The 20435-nt window shown below is 54.0% G+C and carries 12 protein-coding genes; 6 read left to right on the forward strand and 6 right to left on the reverse strand.

All coding sequences use genetic code 11. From position 1 onward, the window contains the following. Window positions 1-22 precede the first annotated feature (22 nt). Window positions 23-1111, reverse strand: a complete 1089-nt coding sequence (locus OHL22_RS08555) for a phosphoenolpyruvate carboxykinase (ATP) (protein WP_263335539.1) — start codon at window positions 1109-1111, stop codon at window positions 23-25. Between the two features lie 938 nt (window positions 1112-2049). Between OHL22_RS08555 and OHL22_RS08560 the strand changes: the two genes are divergently transcribed. The 5 genes from OHL22_RS08560 to OHL22_RS08580 all read left to right on the forward strand — a co-directional run bounded on the left by OHL22_RS08560 (window position 2050) and on the right by OHL22_RS08580 (window position 9390). Beyond that, entirely contained in the window at window positions 2050-4383 is a 2334-nt protein-coding gene (locus OHL22_RS08560) for an SLBB domain-containing protein (protein WP_263335543.1), read from the forward strand. A 99-nt stretch (window positions 4384-4482) separates the two neighbouring features. Beyond that, window positions 4483-5796 (forward strand): GumC family protein, encoded by a 1314-nt coding sequence (locus tag OHL22_RS08565; RefSeq protein WP_263335545.1) that lies wholly within the window; start codon window positions 4483-4485, stop codon window positions 5794-5796. Beyond that, complete coding sequence (locus OHL22_RS08570; RefSeq protein ID WP_263335548.1) at window positions 5793-7019, forward strand: glycosyltransferase family 4 protein; 1227 nt, start codon at window positions 5793-5795, stop codon at window positions 7017-7019. The genes OHL22_RS08565 and OHL22_RS08570 overlap by 4 nt, the downstream gene beginning before the upstream one ends. 40 nt (window positions 7020-7059) lie before the next feature. Further along, entirely contained in the window at window positions 7060-8517 is a 1458-nt protein-coding gene (locus OHL22_RS08575; RefSeq protein WP_263335550.1) for an exopolysaccharide biosynthesis polyprenyl glycosylphosphotransferase, read from the forward strand. A gap of 69 nt (window positions 8518-8586) precedes the next feature. After that, window positions 8587-9390, forward strand: coding sequence for a WecB/TagA/CpsF family glycosyltransferase (locus tag OHL22_RS08580; RefSeq protein WP_263335552.1), 804 nt, complete (start codon window positions 8587-8589; stop codon window positions 9388-9390). Window positions 9391-9489: 99 nt separating this feature from the next. Here the strand turns inward: OHL22_RS08580 and OHL22_RS08585 are convergent, their stop codons facing one another. Genes OHL22_RS08585 through OHL22_RS08595 form a run of 3 tightly spaced genes read right to left on the reverse strand, consistent with a single transcriptional unit; the run spans window position 9490 to window position 15304 of the window. Continuing rightward, entirely contained in the window at window positions 9490-10920 is a 1431-nt protein-coding gene (locus OHL22_RS08585) for an efflux transporter outer membrane subunit (protein ID WP_263335555.1), read from the reverse strand. After that, window positions 10907-14092 (reverse strand): efflux RND transporter permease subunit, encoded by a 3186-nt coding sequence (locus tag OHL22_RS08590; protein ID WP_263335558.1) that lies wholly within the window; start codon window positions 14090-14092, stop codon window positions 10907-10909. Before OHL22_RS08590 ends, OHL22_RS08585 begins: the two co-directional genes overlap by 14 nt. Window positions 14093-14104: 12 nt before the next feature. Further along, window positions 14105-15304, reverse strand: coding sequence for an efflux RND transporter periplasmic adaptor subunit (locus tag OHL22_RS08595; protein WP_263335559.1), 1200 nt, complete (start codon window positions 15302-15304; stop codon window positions 14105-14107). Between the two features lie 161 nt (window positions 15305-15465). Here OHL22_RS08595 and OHL22_RS08600 point away from each other — a divergent pair, with 161 nt between their 5' ends. Beyond that, window positions 15466-16077, forward strand: a complete 612-nt coding sequence (locus OHL22_RS08600; RefSeq protein ID WP_263335562.1) for a TetR/AcrR family transcriptional regulator — start codon at window positions 15466-15468, stop codon at window positions 16075-16077. Window positions 16078-16227: 150 nt separating this feature from the next. On the opposite strand, the gene OHL22_RS08605 is transcribed toward OHL22_RS08600, so the two are convergent. Continuing rightward, window positions 16228-19440: a DNA polymerase III subunit alpha gene (locus tag OHL22_RS08605; protein WP_263335564.1), complete on the reverse strand. Its 3213-nt coding sequence runs from the start codon at window positions 19438-19440 to the stop codon at window positions 16228-16230. After that, window positions 19433-20419, reverse strand: coding sequence for a DNA polymerase Y subunit UmuC family protein (locus OHL22_RS08610; RefSeq protein ID WP_263336897.1), 987 nt, complete (start codon window positions 20417-20419; stop codon window positions 19433-19435). Before OHL22_RS08610 ends, OHL22_RS08605 begins: the two co-directional genes overlap by 8 nt. Window positions 20420-20435 lie beyond the last annotated feature (16 nt).

Genomic DNA, 20435 nt, shown 5'->3' on the forward strand with positions numbered 1-20435 from the left:
ATAAAAATGCATTCGAAGAATTCTAGACAAAATCCTGCACCAGGAGATCCAACTGCTGTATGGCATTGGCAACGCCGGAATACTGCAGCTCATATGTAGGAACAGGAGAAAGGATTTCCAATATCTTTTCGTGTTTTTCGCGAATCTCTCCAGCGGAAAAAAGTTCCTGCCGGCTGCGCAACGCGGCCGTTCCTGCGGGTAGTCTTATCAGCGTTGCCGTCGACGTGGCAATACGGTTCAGATAGACAATCGCATGCACGCTGGCCTCGGCAGAAGCCTCAAGAATGGGAAGCTTGGACGTCGGCACTTCGATCGAAGGCTTTCCCTCCATACGGGGCGTAATTGCGCAATGTTCTAACTCAGGAAAGAACTCTTTCGCAGCAGGCCGAAAACGAACACGGTGCGAATGTCCAATGACACGCGGTTGTTTCAGTTTATTGATCAGATAACAGGTATCGTCCGAGGTATAGGTCCAGCCGTCTCTCGCACATGCATACGCCAACGTAGACTTGCCTGCGCCTGAATCACCAAACAGCAGAATCCCCTTTCCGTATTTGCTGACACACGCGGCATGCAGATCGGTAACGACCGAAGCGCCCAGCAGCAGGTACACAACTTTCTCAAGAAAGTTATAGCGAAAATAGAGCCTGTTCCGAAGCGAAGATTGTGTCAGCCAGAGAAAACTGACGCACGTCTTCAGATCGAGGAGTGCTTGATTTTCTGCATCAACAACTAGCGAATATAAGTGGCTGTATTCGCGTCGCACAGGTTCGGACAGACACTCCGAGGTACCGCCCTCGGTGATACCAACTCGCACCCGTAGAGCGGTATTTCCGCGACACAAGCGTCTGTGGCCAAAGCTTTCTGCTGCCGCATGCAACACATCGACATTATTCGTAAGAATCTCCACCGCAAATCCCAGCGGATAAAAAGTCTGGCGAAGCGGCAGATTCATATCGGCCAGAAGTGCAGCACGCAATTCTTGATGTTTAGCAGATCCACCTGTCAATCGCTTTTTTTCATGAACAGAGGTAGTGGTCACATCTTCGTATTCATTGCCGGCGGCAGACAATGGCGTTCGTAATTGTATAGAGGAATCAACGGATGCCATAGGAACTCCGGACAAAGAATGGCTGTTGCGATCATGCGTATTACACAGGATCTGCCTCGAAGGATAGCGTGTACATGTCTCGATGTTGTCACCGCAGCGTAATGCAATTGTCACTCCTGCTGGTATGCGTTCTTACAGACAATTCAGCGTTTGGCACGCAATTTCTGGACAACAAAGGAGTGACAATTCCCTGACGAAGGCATGACATGCACGGCGCATGTGTTCTTTACGTTCGAAAAAGTAAGAGAACAATGTCTATGCCCCTGCTCTTCAATTTCTGCGTGTCCGCTATCTTAATCAAAGTCCGATCATCGCGTACGAACAGCGATGCGGCGCTTGCTTCTCGGATTCTGCGCGTTGTCTTCGCATTGGTGGCCCTGTCATGCGCATCGGCCCATGCGCAGTTTCCATCTTCTTTGGCACAAGCGCAGGATTCGACGTCACCACAGTCAGACTATGGCGATAATAACGCCGCTATTCCTATGCAGAGAGGAAGTACATCTTCTTCCGAAGATAGTACGTCTTCATGGGGTCTAGGCAGTCTCGATTCCGGAGCCGCACTTTCCGCCGATCAGATCGTCCATATTCTGGAACAAAACCCTGACTTGGCAACGGACCTGAAATCCGAGCTGTCGGATCGATTGCAGCAACAAGGGGTGCAGGTTGACCCAGATGGTATCTCGGATCAGATGCTCTACAGTCAGATTGCCGCAAGCCCCGATTTGCGCGCGAACATCACAACAGTTCTGCGAGCCCGTGGATACATATCGGAGGATAGTCTTAGTTCGGCCAGGCTCGGCTCGGCAGCAGAAGATGACACTGATCCACACGTCCAGTCTGATGAGAATCTATCAAAATCTAACACCGAAGGAAGCGCTCAGACCACAAGTGGATCTCGCCTTACAAGCGACGCCGATAGGGCACTTGTGCTTCAGAACATGCCTACAGCCCACAACGGCAAGAAGCCTTCGGAAAGCCCTCGCGGCGAAGAGGAAACTAATGCATCCACGGATCTGCCAAAGGTCGTACAGAACCGCGCTCCATACAACATGCAGTCGCTAAATGATCTCTATACACAGATACCGTCTGACACACATGAGTTAAAGCGCTTCGGATCTGATGTGTTTATTCATCGCGACGTTTCGATTGCGACCTCTGCGCGCAATTCTGCTCTTGATGTGCCACTTGGCCCGGATTATGTTGTCGGTCCTGGAGATACCCTTTCTATCGATATATGGGGCGGCCTCACACAACATGTGTCACGCACGATAGACCGGGACGGGCGCATCCTGCTGCCTGAAGCAGGCTCCATCAAAATAGCAGGGCTGACACTCGGTAAGGCTCAGACCCTGATTGCGGCTGAACTGCAGCAGCAGTATCGCAACGCGCAGGTGGCGATCACAGTCGCGAATTTACGCTCGGTACGTGTGTATATCGTTGGCGATGTGCAGCGGCCAGGTGGATATGACATTAGCGGGCTGGCGACGCCGGTCAATGCGCTATACGCTGCTGGCGGCCCTACAGCCGTGGGGTCACTGCGCACACTATTCCACTATCGCGGCAAGCAATTAGTCGAAAAGATAGATTTGTACGATTTTTTACTGCACGGTATTCGCAACGGCAGTGTGTCTTTTGAGAGCGGAGATACGCTACTTATTCCACCGGCAGGCCCACAGATCGCAATCTTCGGGGCAATCAAACGGCCGGCAATTTATGAATTTAAGGAAGACGAGACAGTTCTCTCCAAGGTCATCGAAAATGCCGGTGGCCTTACCACTGCGGCATCGTTGGACCACATCAGAATCGAGCGTATTGACGCTAACCAGCAGCGAGTAACCATAACCCTGCCCGGAGACAGCGGACAAAATCCGCAGGCTGACCAGAAGGCGATTGATGATTTTCAGGTAAAGGATGGAGACCGGATTCGCATCGAGCCGATTCTTCCCTATAGCCAGCGTGCCGTATATCTTGCCGGTCATGTCGTTCGTCCGGGCCGCCTGCCTTATAGCGAAGGCATGCATCTCAGCGAGGTGCTCGGTAGTTATCGCGACATGCTACCCGAGCCGTCTGATCGTGGAGAGATCGTTCGCCTCGTCCCTCCTGATCTGCGTGCCGAAACCATCGAGTTCAATGTGCCGGATGTTTTGATCGGCAACGCTAATGTGGCACTCAGACCCTTCGACACGATCCGCATCTTTGGCCGATACCAGGCGGATGCACCGATGGTGACGATCCGCGGCGAGGTGCTACGTCCGGGAAGATATCCCATGTCCAAAGACATGACGGCTACACAACTGGTACGCATGGCGGGCGGCTTTAAGCGCGATGCACTGCAGGAGACTGCCGACCTTACCAGCTACCGAGTCGAGGATGGAAAAAGGATTGTTGAAAATCTGGCAACGATACGAATTGGGGCCGCCCTTGCGGGGAACAATCCCGATGCGGATATTTTGCTTAAGCCGGGCGACATTCTGTCCATTCACCAGATCACAAGCTGGAACGATATCGGTGAGTCAGTAACTATCAAAGGACAAGTGCGTATTCCAGGTAGCTATGGATTCACAGATGGAGAGAGGCTCAGTTCGGTTCTGCTGCGTGCAGGGGGCATGCTGCCAACAGCTTATCCGGCTGGCGCTGTGTTGATCCGCGACCAAGTGCGTGAGCTGGAGTTGAATAGTCGCGATGAGTTGGTGCGGCAGATCGAAGCGAGTTCCGCTGCCGCCAGGCTCTCGCCGGCACTGGCCGGATCAAACGGCTCTGGAACGCTCCAGTTGATCAAGGCTCAGCAGGACCAGATACTCACCGATCTGAAAAGTCATAACCCCTCCGGACGCATGGTGATTCACATCGCTGCCGATATTGGTAGTTGGGCTAACACACCCGCGGATATTGAGCTGCGCCGTGGCGATGTATTGATGATTCCTAAGCGTCCGGGTTTTGTATTGGTGACCGGGCAGGTGTACAACGCCACTGCGCTGGCCTATACACCGGACAAAACGGCGAAGTGGTATCTCAGCCACGCAGGCGGGGCAAACGCAGCAGCAAATCAAAAAGAAGTTTTTATCATCCGCGCCAACGGTTCGGTTGTGGGCCGGCGCTCCGGTGGATTGTTCGATGGGAATGTTTTGTCGACAAAGCTGAATCCCGGAGATGTCGTTGTCGTGCCACAGAAGATCATTGGCGGATCACTTTTCTGGAGAAACCTGTTGAGCGCAGGACAACTTGCTGCTTCTGTGGCAATCACCTCAGGTGTGGCCGTTGCGACGCTCTAGCAACGTGATAGCAACGGATATTTCGTTTGTGAACTATAGATGCCTCATGACGACTTTTGGACATAAGTTGACCATCCAGGTGCGCGGGAGAGAGATACGATGAGTTCGCATTCCGTTCTTGCGTTACCTGAGCAGCAAGCGCCAGTGCGTGGTGCTCAAAATCCTGTATGGTTTGTCCGCGCTTCGCTGCTCTGGAGACACAGGCATCTGCTCGCGCGTGTCACAGGTATCTCTCTGCTGATAAGCCTGGTTATCGCTTTCATCCTCCCCAAGACATACAAGTCCACCACGAGCATCATGCCGCCGGATCAGCCGGGCTCTGGCGCCATGATGTTAGCAGCACTCGCATCACGCTCGCCGAGCTTCGGCGCACTGGGCACGCTGGCTGGCGGCCTGCTGGGAAGCCATTCTTCTGGAGCTTTATTTGTCGATCTGTTACGCAGTGGAACCGTAAGCGATCATCTTATTGATCGTTTCAACCTGCAGCATGTCTATCACAAGCGGTACCGCATCGATACAGCCAAGCGGCTGGCACACCGCACAAAAATCACAGAAGACAAGAAAAGCGGCGTCATCACTGTCGTCGTGGAAGATAGAGATCGCGTGCGGGCGCGTGACCTCGCACAGGCATACCTGGACGAGTTAAACAAGATCGTTGCGAAAACAAGTACATCTACCGCACATCGGGAGCGCGTCTTTATCGAGCAGCGTTTGCGTGAGGCACAAGAGAACCTCGAACACGCCGAGCAAGAGTTAAGTCAGTTCTCCAGTAAGAGCAATGCAATTGATATTCAGCAGCAGACGCGCGCCATGGTGGACGCGGGTGCACGCGTGCAGGCCGAGTTGCTCGTTGAGCAATCTGGCCTTCAATCGCTGCGTCAGATATACGGCGATGGCAACGTCCGCGTGCGTGAAACCCAGGCGCGCATTGCCAGTCTTCGAAGTGAGTTGGAAAAGATGACCGGCTCTACGCCAACGGAACCTGCTGGCGATGCGGGTGCTCAGATCAGCTCCAACGATAACGCAGGCCTCTATCCTCCGCTGCACCAGCTTCCTCGTCTCGCCGTTCCATACGCAGATCTCTATCGCCGCGTAAAGGTACAAGAGGGAGTCTTTGAGCTGCTTACCCAGCAGTATGAAATGGCGCGCATAGAGGAAGCGAAAGACATTCCGGTGGTCAGCGTGATTGATGCTCCAGGAATTCCTGAGAAGAAGTCTTTTCCACCGCGTTTGCTCCTTTCCTTGCTGCTTACATTTCTATCTTTTGCGGCCACTTCAGCATGGCTGCTCTTCCGCGAGCGATGGGCGGCAATGGACCCCGCTGATCCAAGTAAACTGCTCGCCGCTGAAGTCTTGCCTGTTATACACCACAGAGCACATGCCATCTTGTCTTTCCGCCGGAGGGTTGAATGAACCATTTTTCCAGAGCGCCGGTACCTGCACAGATAAAAGTTTTGATTGCTGCGGCTTCATGGGCCTCAAACATCTCCGGAATTCAACGTCACGCACTCAATCTCACGCGCTGCCTGCTGCAGAGGCCGGAGATCACGGAACTTCATCTTGTGGTTGCCCCTTGGCAGAAAGATCTTGTACAGACTGGAGGCATTCCGGAAGATTCGCGTGTATCGGTGCATATCGCGGAAATGCAGATGGGTACGCTAAGCCGGAATCTCTGGCATTACCGCGAGCTTCCGAGACTTGCCGCGCGACTGAATGTTGATGTCGTTCATCTCAGCTATCCGGTTCCTGTCGTGGCTGCATCCTTCCATTGCCCTACAGTAGTGACTCTGCATGATTTGTACCCTTATGAGATCCCTGAAAACTTCGGCTTTCCGAAGTACATCTTTAACCGGGCTATGCTTCAACACTGCCTTCGGGGCGTGAATTCCATAGCGTGCGTGTCAGATACGACGCTCCGTACATTGCGTTGTTATGTACCGGAAATCATATGGAGAAAATCGGTCCGTATCTATAACTGTGTCGAGTCGTACCCACACTGCGTCGCTCAGTCGCCGATTCCAGGCTGGCAATTGGAGCCGTTTTTTCTCGCTGTTGCCCAGCACCGTCCGAATAAGAATCTTCCGCTTCTTGTTCAGACCTTCCATTCGCTGATCTGCTCCGGGCGAATTGACCCGCGTACGAAGCTCGTTATTGTTGGCATCCAGGCAGCTCAAACCGGCAAGATACAGCAGTGTGTTGCCTCGTCTGGCCTCCACCAGAATGTGCATTTTCTTGAGGGTCTACCCGAACCGGATCTGCAATGGTGCTATCGCCACTGCGCAGCATTTGTTGCTCCTTCGATTACAGAGGGCTTCGGTCTATCCGTTGCCGAGGCGTTGCTCGCCGGCTGCCGCGTCGTCTGCTCTGACATTCCCGCACATCGAGAGATCGCCGAAGATCACTGTATGTTTGTCGAGTTGCGAGGGAATGTAGAACAACAACTCGCCGAAGCAATTCTTACCGCACTCGATCAGCCCCAAAAGCAGCCTGTCGCATTGCCCCATTTTTCTGCTTCGGTACTGGTCGGGCAGTATGTCGATCTCTATCAAAGACTACTGGCATCGAGAGTCCCCGACGCAGTCAGCAACAGCCCCATCTCGGTTGAAATACCGGACGCAAAGAGCCAGATGCTATGAGAGCAATTCCCTTTGGGCGCGAATTCTTTGAGGAGCGGCGATGAGTACTTCTGATTCTGTCGCGCCACATCTTTATGCAGAGCCCTTCGAGACTTCGCGCGCAGAACGTCAGGCCGACCCGGACAAGCTTCTTGACGGCTTCTTATGCGCATGCGAAATAGCAGCGGATTTACTTGTCTGTATTAGTGGCATGGTGTCTGCGTTTTGGCTTCAACATTATTTTCACCTCGGGGGAGAATCTCCTGTGCGTGTGCAGCAAAGCGCTGCTCTCTTCCTCAGTGTTGCTTTCTTTACCGTGTTTTTTCTCTATCGCGATGGCATGTATCGTGGCGGGGGGCTGCTCCAGATCCGCACAACTGAGAATGTCCTGCGCGCGTCTGTTCAGGCTATGCTCATCATGTTCGTATTCGCTTGTTTGTTCGGGCTGCAGTCTGCCACTGGAACACTTTTAATCGCAATTGCCTTGGTTCCTGTATTGTTGATTATGGGCAAGTACGTATTCATGCTCTCCACTCGCCATCTGCGCCGCCAAAATAATGTGGTTCTATACGGTGTCGGTGATGCGGTCAAGCGTATCTTGTCTGCTCTATCGCATATACATGACCCAAGCCTGAATCCTGTATTGATAATTGACGACGATCGCCCGCATGCAGGTGAGTCAATATCCCAGATCCGGCATTGGCAAGACCGTCTTGTGCAGACGCGGCGCGGCCCCATCAGTGCTGCTCTGCTGCATTCCTGCCAATGCAACACTTTGGTTGTGGCCCTCCCCAACTCAACGCCGGACAAGGTGCATGCAGCTATCCAGGCCGCGAACCAGGCGGGAGCAAACGTAGCGTTCCTCTATGGAACAGAACTCGGAAGACAGCCATTCACAAAGACAGTGAATCTCGATGGCCTGTCTTTGGTCCCACTGTACAAGCCTGGAACAAACCGTTGTTCAGCAGTTGTAAAACGAGCTTTCGATCTTGCCGGTGCTTCACTCTCACTCCTGCTGTTGTCTCCGCTGCAGATCCTCATTGTGATCCTCGTAAAGCTCGATTCGCCCGGGCCGGCAATTTTCTGCCAGGAGCGAGTCGGCTATCGAGGAAAGCATTTCAAGATGTATAAGTTTCGCTCCATGCATACAAATGCAACTGTCTATGACGTCTCCCCCGTTACATCCGACGATCCCAGAATCACGAGAATAGGCAGATTGCTCAGGAAAACAAGCTTGGATGAATTGCCACAGTTGGTCAATGTTCTTCTGGGGCATATGTCGTTAGTGGGCCCTCGACCGGAGATGCCTTTCATCACACATAGCTACACGGCTGAGCAGCGGCTGCGGCTGCAGGTTATTCCAGGTATCACCGGTCTTTGGCAGCTAAGCGCCGCTCGCGCATTCCCCATCCACGAGAACATTCAGCACGACTTTTATTACATCCGCAATCGAACCTTCTTCATGGATATCGCGATCCTGATCCACACATTGTTTTTCGCCCTGAACAATGGCATATGAAACAGACCGGAAGTAATCACTCGCTGTGAATGGATCATGGCAATGCATTCAAGAGCACTGGGGTGTCACATGTCTAGCTTAGGAAAGTGCAATGTGCTTGGAATCATGGTGGACGCTACGGATTATGAAAGCACCGTAGATTTTATATTTGAGTGCGCCGCGCGGAGACGTGGAGCCATCCTTTCCGCGCTTGCAGTGCACGGCATTATGACAGGTGCCCTGGACCCCGAACATAAATACCGCCTGAACAGTTTTGACTTGCTCGTTCCTGACGGCCAGCCAGTGCGGTGGGCTATCAATCTTCTCTACAAGGCAAAGTTACGTGACCGCGTCTACGGACCGGAGTTGACCCGTCGCGTCTGTGAACGAGCCGTTCGCGAAGGCACGTCGATCTATCTGTATGGCAGTACACAGGAGACTCTGACTTCATTGCTCGATTCCCTGCAGGAAAAATTTCCGGGAATCAAAATTGCTGGAAGCGAGCCATCTACGTTCCGCAAATTAAGTCCTGAAGAAAGAGCCGCTGTCGTGCAACGCATACAGTCAACCGGAGCTGCAATTGTCTTCGTCGGGCTCGGTTGCCCCCGGCAGGAGGTTTTCGTCTATGAGCTGCGGAACATGATCTCGGTTCCCCTGCTTGCCGTAGGAGCTGCTTTTCCTCTTCTGGCGGGCATATTACCGCAGGCTCCGCCCTGGATGCAACGCCGAGGATTGGAATGGATGTTTCGTCTGTTGATGGAGCCGCGCCGGCTCTGGCGGCGATACCTCTATCTGAATCCTACATATCTATTCCTCACAGCATTGCAGTGGCTTCGTATTTGGCGGTTTTCAACCCATGGCCATCCACCCGCAAAAGAGATTTTGGTCGGTTAGTGGACTCCATCACAGCTATCTGAATCAATAAGGTCTGGTAAAGCTCTGAAACTGGCTGGCAATCTACCGGTCAAGTTGTTGCACGGATACAAACAAAAATCACGGTCGAGACGGGTGCGCTTGGGGCCAGCCGCCAGCCAAAGCTTTATACAGGCTAACCGCATCGGATGCACTTTCCAGGTGACTCGTTGCGTAAGCGTCTTCTGCCTGGAGTTCCACCCGTTCAGCGTCCAGCAGATCAAGCAGTCCAGTTGCGCCCTCTTTGTATCGGACATTCGCCAGATCGGCGGCTCGCTTACTGTCGAGAGCAGCTTTATGGAGCTGAGCATCTTGCTCACGAGAACGTGCATACCTCACCAGTGCGTTATCTACGTCTTCCAGCGCCAGCAAGACGGTTTGCTGATATTGAGCAAGTTGCGCATCTCCATCGGCACGGCTGGACGCGATTCGGGCCTTCACTCTGCCTCGATCCAGAAAGGACCAGTCGATATTGAGCGCTGCAAGATTCGCGGGACTGACACCATCGAAGGGTGAGTCGGCATGATACTCCATCATTCCCAACAGACCCGCGAAATTGACCCGCGGGAATAAGTCGGCCGTGTTGATGCCGATTTGCTCTGTCGCTGCATGGAGACGTTCCTCTGATGCATTGATATCCGGCCGGCGCCGAACGAGATCTGCAGGCGTTCCGGGATCGATGCTCTCGGGCAGATCAGGAAGGGATTTCTGCATGCCAAGCTCACTGACAAGGGAATCAGGCAGCTGGCCGCACAGAACCGCGAGCCGGTGTTCGTCGAGGGTGATCGCAGATTGCAGCGCAGGAATCCGTGCGGTGGTGCTTTCATATAGTGCGCGAGCCCTGGCTGTATCGAACTGCGTTCCTCGACCAGCCGTGTAGGTAGCCTCTATTAGCTTCACGGTTCGCTGTTCGTTGTCCGCATTCTGCTGGGCAACACGGAGACGCTCCTGCTGTCCTCGAAGATCAACGTAGGTAGACGCCACCTCTCCCACAATGGCAACCTGCATAGCAGCAAGGTCGTTGCTGCTTGCAAGAAGTTGCTGGTGCTGAGCCTCGATGTTGTGGCGGATACGTCCATAGAAGTCGAGCTCCCAACTGGCATTGATCGTGGAAGTCGAATAGCGATTGTTCCTTGGATAGCCGAACGCCTGGTCAGCAGCGAGTTTCTGTCGTCCTGTATCCTCGCTGGCTGTCACTGTCGGGTATTTGTCGAATTTGCTCAAGCGCCACAGAGCAGCAGCCGCATCGTAATGAGCGAGAGCCGAATGGAGATCTTTGTTGGAGGAGAGAGATCGTTCCACGAGGCTGGTCAGCTCCGGATCATGAAAGCTGTGCCAGAACTCCGGATCGTCCGGTTCCGCCTTGGCAGCGCCATCGGCCGGACCAGTCGCTGCTGGAGCTGTAAATTGAGATGGAAGAGGCACATCTGGCCGATTGTAGTGAGGACCAACGGAACACCCAATACTCCCAAGAAGCAAAATGGTTGCAAACAGAAAATTAGACACGCGCATGGCTGGCCTCCAGTTCTTCATCAAGGTCGTCTGTGCTGTGGTCGTGGAGCGTTGCTCCGCTCAACTTCCGCAACATTACATAGAACACCGGCGTTAAAAACAACCCGAATAGAGTGACGCCGAGCATTCCCGAGAACACGGTGACGCCCGTGACTTTTCTGACCTCACTGCCTGCGCCCTCGCTGAGAAGCAGCGGAATCGAACCGGCAATAAACGCAATCGAAGTCATGATGATGGGGCGAAGACGCAGGTGGCAGGCTTCCAAAGCAGCCTCCACCGTAGTCATTCCTTGCATTTCGAGTTCGCGCGCAAATTCGACGATCAGGATCGCGTTCTTGCAGGCGAGTCCCATCAGTACCACCAGGCCCACCTGCACGAAGATGTTGTTATCCCCTCCCGTAAGCCACACGCCGAACAGCGCCGCGAAGATACACACAGGCACAATGAGGATGACGGCTAGTGGCATCGTCCAGCTCTCATAGAGTGACGCCAGAACCAGAAACACTAGAAGGATGGCCAGGGGGAACACGATCACGGCAGAATGGTTCTGCGTCGTTTGTTGATAGCTCAGGTCTGTATATTCCAAAACCATGCCTGGGGGCAGCGTCTTCTTCGCAATCTCGTTGAGCTTGTCGATGACCTGCCCGGACGAGAGCACACGTGGGTCCGCATCGCCGATGAGATCTGCCGCGGGATAACCGTTGTAACGCATGACAGGGTCAGGGCCGAACGTTTGCGTGACCGTTGCGATTGAGCCAATCGGAACCATCTCCCCGTTTCCGTTCCGAACCCGGAGATTTGTGATGTCCTCAGGGCGCTGACGGTATTGGGCGTCCGCTTGCACCATCACGCGATAGACACGGCCGAAGTCATTAAAGTCGTTCACATAAATCGAGCCGAGGTAGATTTGGAGTGTGTCGAAGACTTCGGTGAGCGAAATGCCTTGAGCCTTCGCCTTCTCTCGATCGACCTGAACTTCCAGTTGCGGAATGTTCGCCTGATAAGAAGAAACCGGAAATGTCATCCCCGGTGTCTGCGCGACGGTAGCCTGAAATGCCGCCGTTGCATTCTGCAGAGCGCCGTAGCCCAGACCCGCACGATCTTCAATGTACAGCGAGTAGCCCGATCCGTTGCCTAGACCCTGGATAGGCGGCGGCATCAGAGCATAAGTGATTGCGCCATGAACGTGGGAGAACTTCTGATTCAGCTCAGCCACAATCTGCTGGGCTGTCTTGCGGCGGTGTTTGAAGTCCGTGAGACGAATATAGGTCGTCGCAAGGTTTGGTGTGTTTGCAAGCTGCAATGCGTTATAACCCGACATCGCTGGCAGATAGTCCACGCCGTCGACTTCGTGAGCAGCTTTTACCATCTGTCTTACAACATCGTCAGTACGGGAAAGTGATGCACCTTCAGGCAGCTTGGCTCCGCCGAAGACATAAAGCTCGTCTTGCGCCGGGATGAAGCCACCGGGTACGCGATTGAACAATACGTAGATCGATCCGAGCAGTACGGCATAGATAAGGAATACGCCGCCACGTAAGCGGAAACTTCGCCCAACAGCCTCTTGATAAGCTTCAGAGCTTTTCTTGAAGAGCAGATTGAAAGGACGGAAGAACCAGCCCAGTGCGCGATCGATGGCACGTGCGAGCCAATCCTTTGGAGCCCCGGGCGTATGCAAAAGTTTTGCTGCGAGAGCGGGCGAAAGCGTAAGCGAATTGATCGCTGAAATGACTGTCGAGATCGCGATGGTCACCGCAAACTGCTTGTAGAACTGACCGGTGATTCCCGTCAGGAACGCCATGGGAACAAAGACGGCGCAAAGTACAAGAGCGATGGCAATGATCGGTCCCGAAACCTCCTTCATTGCCTGATGCGCAGCCTCGCGCGGAGTCAGTCCATGTTCAATGAATCGCTCGACGTTCTCAACCACAACGATGGCATCGTCGACTACGATGCCGATCGCTAAAACCAGACCGAAGAGGGTTAGTGTGTTGATCGAATACCCGAGCACGTAGAGCCAGGCGAATGTTCCAACGATGGAAACAGGAACCGCAATCAACGGAATGATCGAGGCTCGCCATGTCTGCAGGAAAACAATAACCACGATCACTACAAGAATCACGGCTTCGATCAGCGTATGTTGGACCGCTGTGATCGAATCCTTGATAAAGTCAGTCGGGTCCCAGACGTTCTTATATTCAAGGTCTTCCGGAAACGCTTTCGATAGCTCCGCAAGCTTCGCGTCCACGTCTTTGGAGACGCCGAGCGCATTGGCTCCGGGGGTCAAAAAGATGCCGACGATGGCAGTGTCGCGGGTATCAATGTGGGGATGGAGCGTGTAGTCACTCGATCCAAGTTCTACGCGCGCGACATCTGAAATGTGGACAACCTGGCCGTTGGGACCAGACTTCAGAACGATGTTGCCGAATTCTTCCGGTGACGTAAGGCGCCCGCGAACATTGATCGAAGTGAGAAAGTCCGGCTTGTTCGGCGAGGGCTCAGCGCCAAGTTGTCCCGCGGACACTTGCACGTTCTGCTCTCGAATCGCATTTACGACATCATCTGAAGTGATGCCACGGGCTGCTAATCGATTGGGATCAAGCCAGACACGCATCGAGTAGTCACCGGATCCCACCAGTTGCACATCTCCGACGCCTGGCAATCGTGACAACTCGTCCCTGACATGCAGAACGGCGTAGTTGCGCAGATAAAGCGCATCGTGCTGTCCGTGCTTTGAAAGCAGCCCTACATACATCAGAGGCGTTGGTGACTGCTTCTGCGTGGTAACACCGAACTGACGCACTTCATCCGGCAGGCGGGACAATGCCTCACTGACTCGGTTTTGCACGCGAACAGCCGCAGTATCAGGATCGGTACCCGGGCGGAATGTGACGATGACTTGAAGGCTGCCGTCTGATCCAGCAACAGACTTCATGTACATAATCCCTTCGACACCGTTAATCGCCTCTTCGAGTGGTTCTGCAACCGTGTCGGCAATCGCCTTGGGATTAGCGCCGGGGTAGTTAGTGCGGACAACCACACTTGGTGGGACAACTTCGGGATACTGCCCCGACGGCAGGATGGGGATCGCGATGAGCCCAAGGCAAAAGATGATGATGGAGAGAACAATCGCGAAGATGGGACGATCGATAAAGAATTTAGAGATGTTCATTGCCGTGGCCCCTTATTTCTTTTCCACTGCGGCTAAGGTAGTGAGGCTCCGATTCGATGCCTCCATCTCGGTCTCCCTCGGCGTCACGGGAGCACCCGGGAAGAAGATCAGCTGAAAACCTCCAACAATGACGCGGTCTTCTGAAGTCAGACCTGACTTGACGATGCGTAATCCGTCCGTTGTGCTCCCGAGGACGATGTCTTTACGCAGCGCGGTGTTCCCCGGACCGATGACATAAACATACTTTCGGTCCTGGTCCGTCAGAACAGCTTTGTCATCGATCAGCAGCGCTTGCCTGGGAGCGGCACTCTGCAACTGAACGCGCGCAAACAAGCCGGGTGTTAACGTGTGGTCCGGGTTAGGAAGCACAACGCGAGCTCGAATCGTACCCGTGGATGGATTGAGTTGGTTATCGACGAAGTCGATGTGGCCCGCGTGGGGGAAGCCCTGTTCATCAGCCAAAGCAACACGGACTGGATTCTCAGAGCCAACACCAGTACCGGAATGCGCGCTCTGCTGAAAACGCAGATAGCTCTGCTCGTCGCAATCGAAGTAAACATACACTGGGTCGACCGAGACGACGGTAGTTAAGACAGTTTGGTCAGCCTGGACAAGATTGCCCAGTGTCAATTGCGTCCGGCTTATCCTGCCATCAATCGGTGAACGCACCTCTGTATATGAGAGGTTCAGTTCGGCAGAGGCCACCGCCGCTTCGGCGGCTTTGACGCGAGCTCCGCTCTGAAGCAGGTCTGAATCTCGATTCTGGAGTTCTTCCTGGGAGACAGCATCTGACTGCTTGAGCCGCTGCGCGCGATCTTCCTGAATCTTGGCGAAGTCCGCAGCCGCATGCTCTCGATCGAGTTGAGCCCTGGCATTGTCGGCCGCATCTTTGTAGGGCCTGGGATCGATCACGTAAAGAAGATCGCCCTTGTGGACCATCTGTCCTTCGCGGAAGGCGATGCGGTCTATATAACCCGTCACGCGCGGCCGAATATCTACGTAGTCCGTAGCCCACACCCGGCCGTTGAACTCGTCAGAGACGCGAACGTCTCTTGTAATGACCTGTGCTGCGTCGACCGGGGTTGCCGCCAACGCCGGCTTCGCTTGTGGCACCTGCTTGCAGCCGATTGCGGCGGCCGCAACCGCGGCCAAAACGATCATCCGCAGCCCCGCGCTCGCTAGCGATGATCCCTGCTTAAAAAAGACCAGCATGTTGCTCCTCCAAATCTTTGGAAATCACTTGCGTCACATCCGCCATCGGGATGCGTATTAGAACGATCGTTGCAAAATAGATGTTGCCCCGGACACTTTGGATTCGAGTGCTGTAACCTTTTTTGGAACGCGCACTCCAATAAAAGAGAAGGAGGCGACGGATGGGTCAGCGCGGGCGCCCAAAGAGCTTTGATAGGGAGGCGGTTTTAGATGCGGCTATGCTGCTGTTCTGGGACCGTGGATTCGAGCAGACAAGCGTCGATGAAGTGGCAGCAGCGATGGGGATCTGCACATCTAGCCTCTATTCGTCGTTCGGAGACAAAGAAGCGCTCTTTCTTGCGGCGGTCGAACACTATCGGACAGGTATGGGGAGCGTCTACGACATCGCAGTCAATAAGGGCAAGACAGCCAAAGAAGGTTTCACCAACTTGTTTGAATTGGCCGCTACCGAAATGACGCGCAATGACCAGCCGAAGGGTTGCATGCTTTCGCTTGCACTTCCTACGTGCTCTCCGGAATATGACGAACTGCAAAAAGAGTTGGAACGGCTTCGGATGATCTCCGAGACGGTCTGGGTGAAACGGCTGCAGACTGCCGTGCAATCCAAAGAGATTCCAAAGTCAACGGATGTTCACCTGCTGGCTACTTTTTTCAAGACAACACTGATGGGTATGTCCTTTCAGGCACGTGCTGGCGCAAGCCAGCAAAAGCTGATGGAGATCGGGAAGTTAGCTCTTCAGGTCTGGCCTGGCCGCTCCTCCTCAAAGTCATGAGGATCTGCCGCATGACGCCTCTTAATGGAAACAAAGACAGTGTATAGAAACTCAAGAGGTTGTACCGATGTATGCGCTCGAAGCGAGTCGGACAGCGTTCCTTTGAATTCCTCTGATCTGGCGCAGCTCAACAGACAAAATTAGCTGATCTCAGTGAAAATCATGCGATCGAACTTCTATGGCTCGGTCAGAAAGGGCGCTTAGGCGAGTAGCCTTTACATGGATTACATTGTCCCGGTTCTGAAGCGGCCCCTCGACTAGTAGAAACTTACTGCGGGTGACAACCAGCCTATCCCGATCGTAAAGGTCAGGTGTGACGATGACATTGGCAATACCTGTCTCATCTTCCATCGAAATGAAGATGAACCCCTTCGCTGTGCCCGGTCTTTGCCGGGCGATGATGCAACCAGCGATCCGGACATACTCTCCGTCACGGCGGCATCTCAGCTCCTCAGCAGAAAGGATATTGCTGCGCCGCAACTCTGGCCGGCGATAGTGCATAGGATGCTGCCCAACTGTGAGCCCTGTTCCCGCATAGTCCGCGACTAGACGCTCCTCTACGTTCATCGGCTGCAACGGGCGAGCGTCGGAATCTTCGCGCAGCGATTCACTGTCCCTGAGCAAAGGTCCCTCCAGCCTGCCGGCGCGCTCAACCTGCCAGAGCGCATCGCGTCGATGCTGAATACCATCGAGCTGGTTTAGTGCTCCAATCTGCGCAAGCCGTGTCAACTCTCTCCTGTTCAGGAACGGAACACGCCGGGCCAGATCTTCGACTGAGCGAAAAAAGCTAGCTTGCCGACGTGAACGCACCAGCGCTTCGGCGGATTGCTTCGTTAGGCTCTTTGCATAACCGAGTCCTATACGAAGAGAGAGAGTTCCGTCGCTTTCGTGTTCGACAGTGCAAGGCCAATCCGAGACCTGCACGTCGATAGGTTTCACGCGCAGACCATGTCGCTGCGCATCCTTGACCAGAACCGCTGAACTGTAAAAACCCATGGGCTGATTGTTGAGGATTGCCGTTGTGAATGCAGCGAGATATTTCACCTTGAAGTAAGCAGAAGCATAAGCAATCAACGCAAAGCTGGCTGCATGTGACTCGGGAAAACCATATTCCGCAAATGAGCTGATGCACTGAACAATATGTTCCTGCATGGCCCGGTCGATGCCATTTGCAGCCATACCGTCACGGAGATTGCTTTCGAGATTCCTCATGCGCTCCCATGATCGGCGCATTCCTACCGCACGGCGCAGTTCGTCTGCTTCTGCTCCTGAGAAATTGGCGACAGTCATAGCCATGCGCAGCAACTGTTCCTGGAAGAGCGGCACGCCGAGAGTGCGCTTTAAGACTGGCTCTAACGAGGGATGAGGATAGGTGATTTCTTGTTTTCTCTGTCTCCGTAGCAGATATGGATTCATCATTTTGCCAACGATAGGACCGGGGCGGACGATAGCAACCTGCACCACGAGGTCATAAAACCTATCCGGTTTGTTGCGTGGCAATGAAGCCATTTGAGCTCGACTCTCAATCTGAAACATCCCTACAGTATCGGCGCGCTGAATGGTCCGATAAACTTCCTCGTCTTCTGGAAGTTGCGCTAAATCGATCGGTTCCCCATAGTGCTGCGGAATCAACTCCAGGCAATCGTGGATCACGGCCATCATGCCCAGACCAAGTAGGTCCACCTTGATGATGCCAAGATCTGCGCAGTCTTCCTTGTCCCACTGGATGATAGTACGGCCTGGCATCGAGGCTCGCTCCAACGGGACAATTTGATTTAACTGTCCCTGGCAGATCACCATTCCCCCGGAATGCTGGCTGAGATGGCGCGGCAGATTCTGGATACGCATGGAAAGTTCGATATATTTCGCGATTCGCGGATGTCGAATATCGAAACCTGCATGATGGAAAGAATGCGCCATCGTCTCGCCCTTGCCGCGCCACTCCCATAGACCGGTGAAGCTCGACAGACGTCCCAGAGATTCGCCATCAAAGCCGAGAGCCTTACCAACTTCGCGGGCAGCAGACTTCTGACGATAGCTGCTGACATTGGCTGTCATGGCCGCTCCCAGTTCACCGTAGCGTTGATAGACATACTGGATTGCCTGCTCACGCTTTTCTTCTGAAGGCAGGTCGAGGTCAATGTCCGGCCATTCATTCCGGCTTTCGCTTAAAAATCGCTCAAAGAGCAATTCCATTCCAATGGGGTCGATAGCTGTGATTTCGAGGCAATAGCACACTGCGGAATTTGCTGCGCTGCCACGACCCTGTACCAAGATGTCGTGCTTTTTGCAGAAACGAATAATGTCCCACACGATGAGGAAGTATCCAGCAAATCCAAGCTTTGCGATGAGCGTCAACTCACGTTCGATCTGCTTCTTCGCTTTCTCCAGCTGGTTGTGGTCATTCTTGGGGCCATAGCGACGCTCAACGCCCTCCATAACACGTTTGCGGAGAAAAATGTCCATTGTTTCTCCGTCCGGTACTGGATAACGCGGGAACTCATAACCAAGATCGTTGAGCTGAAAGCCGAGCCTGGAAGAGAGTTCAACAGTGTTTTCTATTGCGCCCGGGACATCCCGAAACAGTGCCACCATCTCGCGCACCGTACGGAGGTGCCGAAGATTGTTGATAGCGAGAAGTCGGCCTGCCTGATCGAGCTCAACGTGGTTCCGAATGGCCGTAAAGAGATCTTGAATCTCGCGGTCATAAGCAGTTGCATGGCGGACGCCATTGGTTGCGACAACAGGTAAATGCAGAGAACGGGCGATGCGAATGGCGGCCTGATTGCGCCATTCTTCCTCGCGTTCCAGATGGCGCTGGACTTCAACATAGACGTTCTTGTACCCGAAGATGCGAGTAAGCTGCTCGACAGTGTCGCGGCCAGCGGTTTCTCCGCCGCGCGCAAAGGCCGCAGCCAAAGGTCCCTCGTCGCCTCCGGTAAGACAAACCAGACCAGAGGCGTATTGCTGGAGATCATCGAAGGTTGCCGCGCCATCTTCCTTAGTCGTTTCGCGCATCTTGAATTGCGTAATGAGCTGGCAAAGGTTTTGGTACCCCTGTCGCGATTCACAGAGCAGCGGAACCCGTGCGGGTTCACTCTTGTGCTGATGCGGAAGCCATGTCGGCGGAGTCAAACGTGAGCCAAAATCAGATACGGATATTTCCGCTCCGACGTGTGCACGAACTCCTTTGCGTTGCGCGCTACTGTGGAAGCGGGACACACCATAGATACCGTTATGGTCGAGCAGTGCCATCGCCGGCATTTCTAACTCAGCTGCTCTTTCAATCAGACTTTCTGGCTGGGATGCAGCCTGAAGAAAGCTGAAAGCGCTCGCGGCGTGCAGCTCAATATACTCAGTCATACAGCCCCATCATCTGCCACTGATTCTGCTGCAAATCACGAATCATACAGACACAGAGCATGGCGCCATCATGCGCGCGGGCCGCAATATCCCATTGCTCATATCTCCATTTCGTTGCAGCCCACCACTCTCCCCCTGCCAGCCACGGACCATATGCGCGCTCCACGGAATAACGACGCTTTCTAAACGTGAACACCCTGGGACGCTCGCTCTGCAGCATCACTGATACGGTTTCTGCCGGACGCAACCGTCGCATGGCTGGGCGCAGCGAAGCGTATGGGATTTCCGAAGATTCAGTTGAGGAGATACTGAAGGATTCCATGCGGAAGCCGTCAAGCTGATGTGTGTCCGCGAGAACGGCTCGGCCTACGTTCTCATCGCCGACGATGGCGCGAATACGCGCGAGTGTGACGTCGAGACGTGATGGTTCCGGTAACTGCGGCGAGAACAACCCAAGCTGCACCTGGCTCGTACTTCCTGGTTCTGCGTTGAGCTCGGCGGCTAAAATCGCAGCCCGAGGTGGATGGGCTTCGAGATCGAGGTGCAGTAACTTGAGCCAGATCTGGCGGTCGCTCGTGGGTAATGCGGGACGAACAGTGCGCGTGTGGGTCGCTCCATCTTCGAGTAAAAGAATGATAGTGACAGAGGTTAGCGACAGCACGCGCGCGGTTGCGCGGAGAATCAACTGCTCAAGCATCAGATTTGCCACGAACATCAGTGCATCGAGAACCTCGACGGGTGAGTCTAGCTCTATGCGCTCTTGCAGCGAAAAGGCAGGTTCGAGCGGCTGAAACAGATGTGTTGCTTCTCCGCGGGCCATTTGGCGAAGCCGCCTGCCTGCCTGTCCCATGCGGGAGATGAGCTCTTTCTCTGGCAGCGCGGCCAGCTGACCTAGTGTGCCAATCCCCCAAAGCGCAAAAATCTCCGCTTGTTCTTCGGTTGGATCGAGTACCGAGAGCGGCAACACAGCCAGCGCCATGCTCTCCTCGCCGGAA

It is taken from the genome of Acidicapsa dinghuensis (genome assembly GCF_025685685.1).
Taxonomy (GTDB): Bacteria; Acidobacteriota; Terriglobia; order Terriglobales; family Acidobacteriaceae; genus Acidicapsa; species Acidicapsa dinghuensis.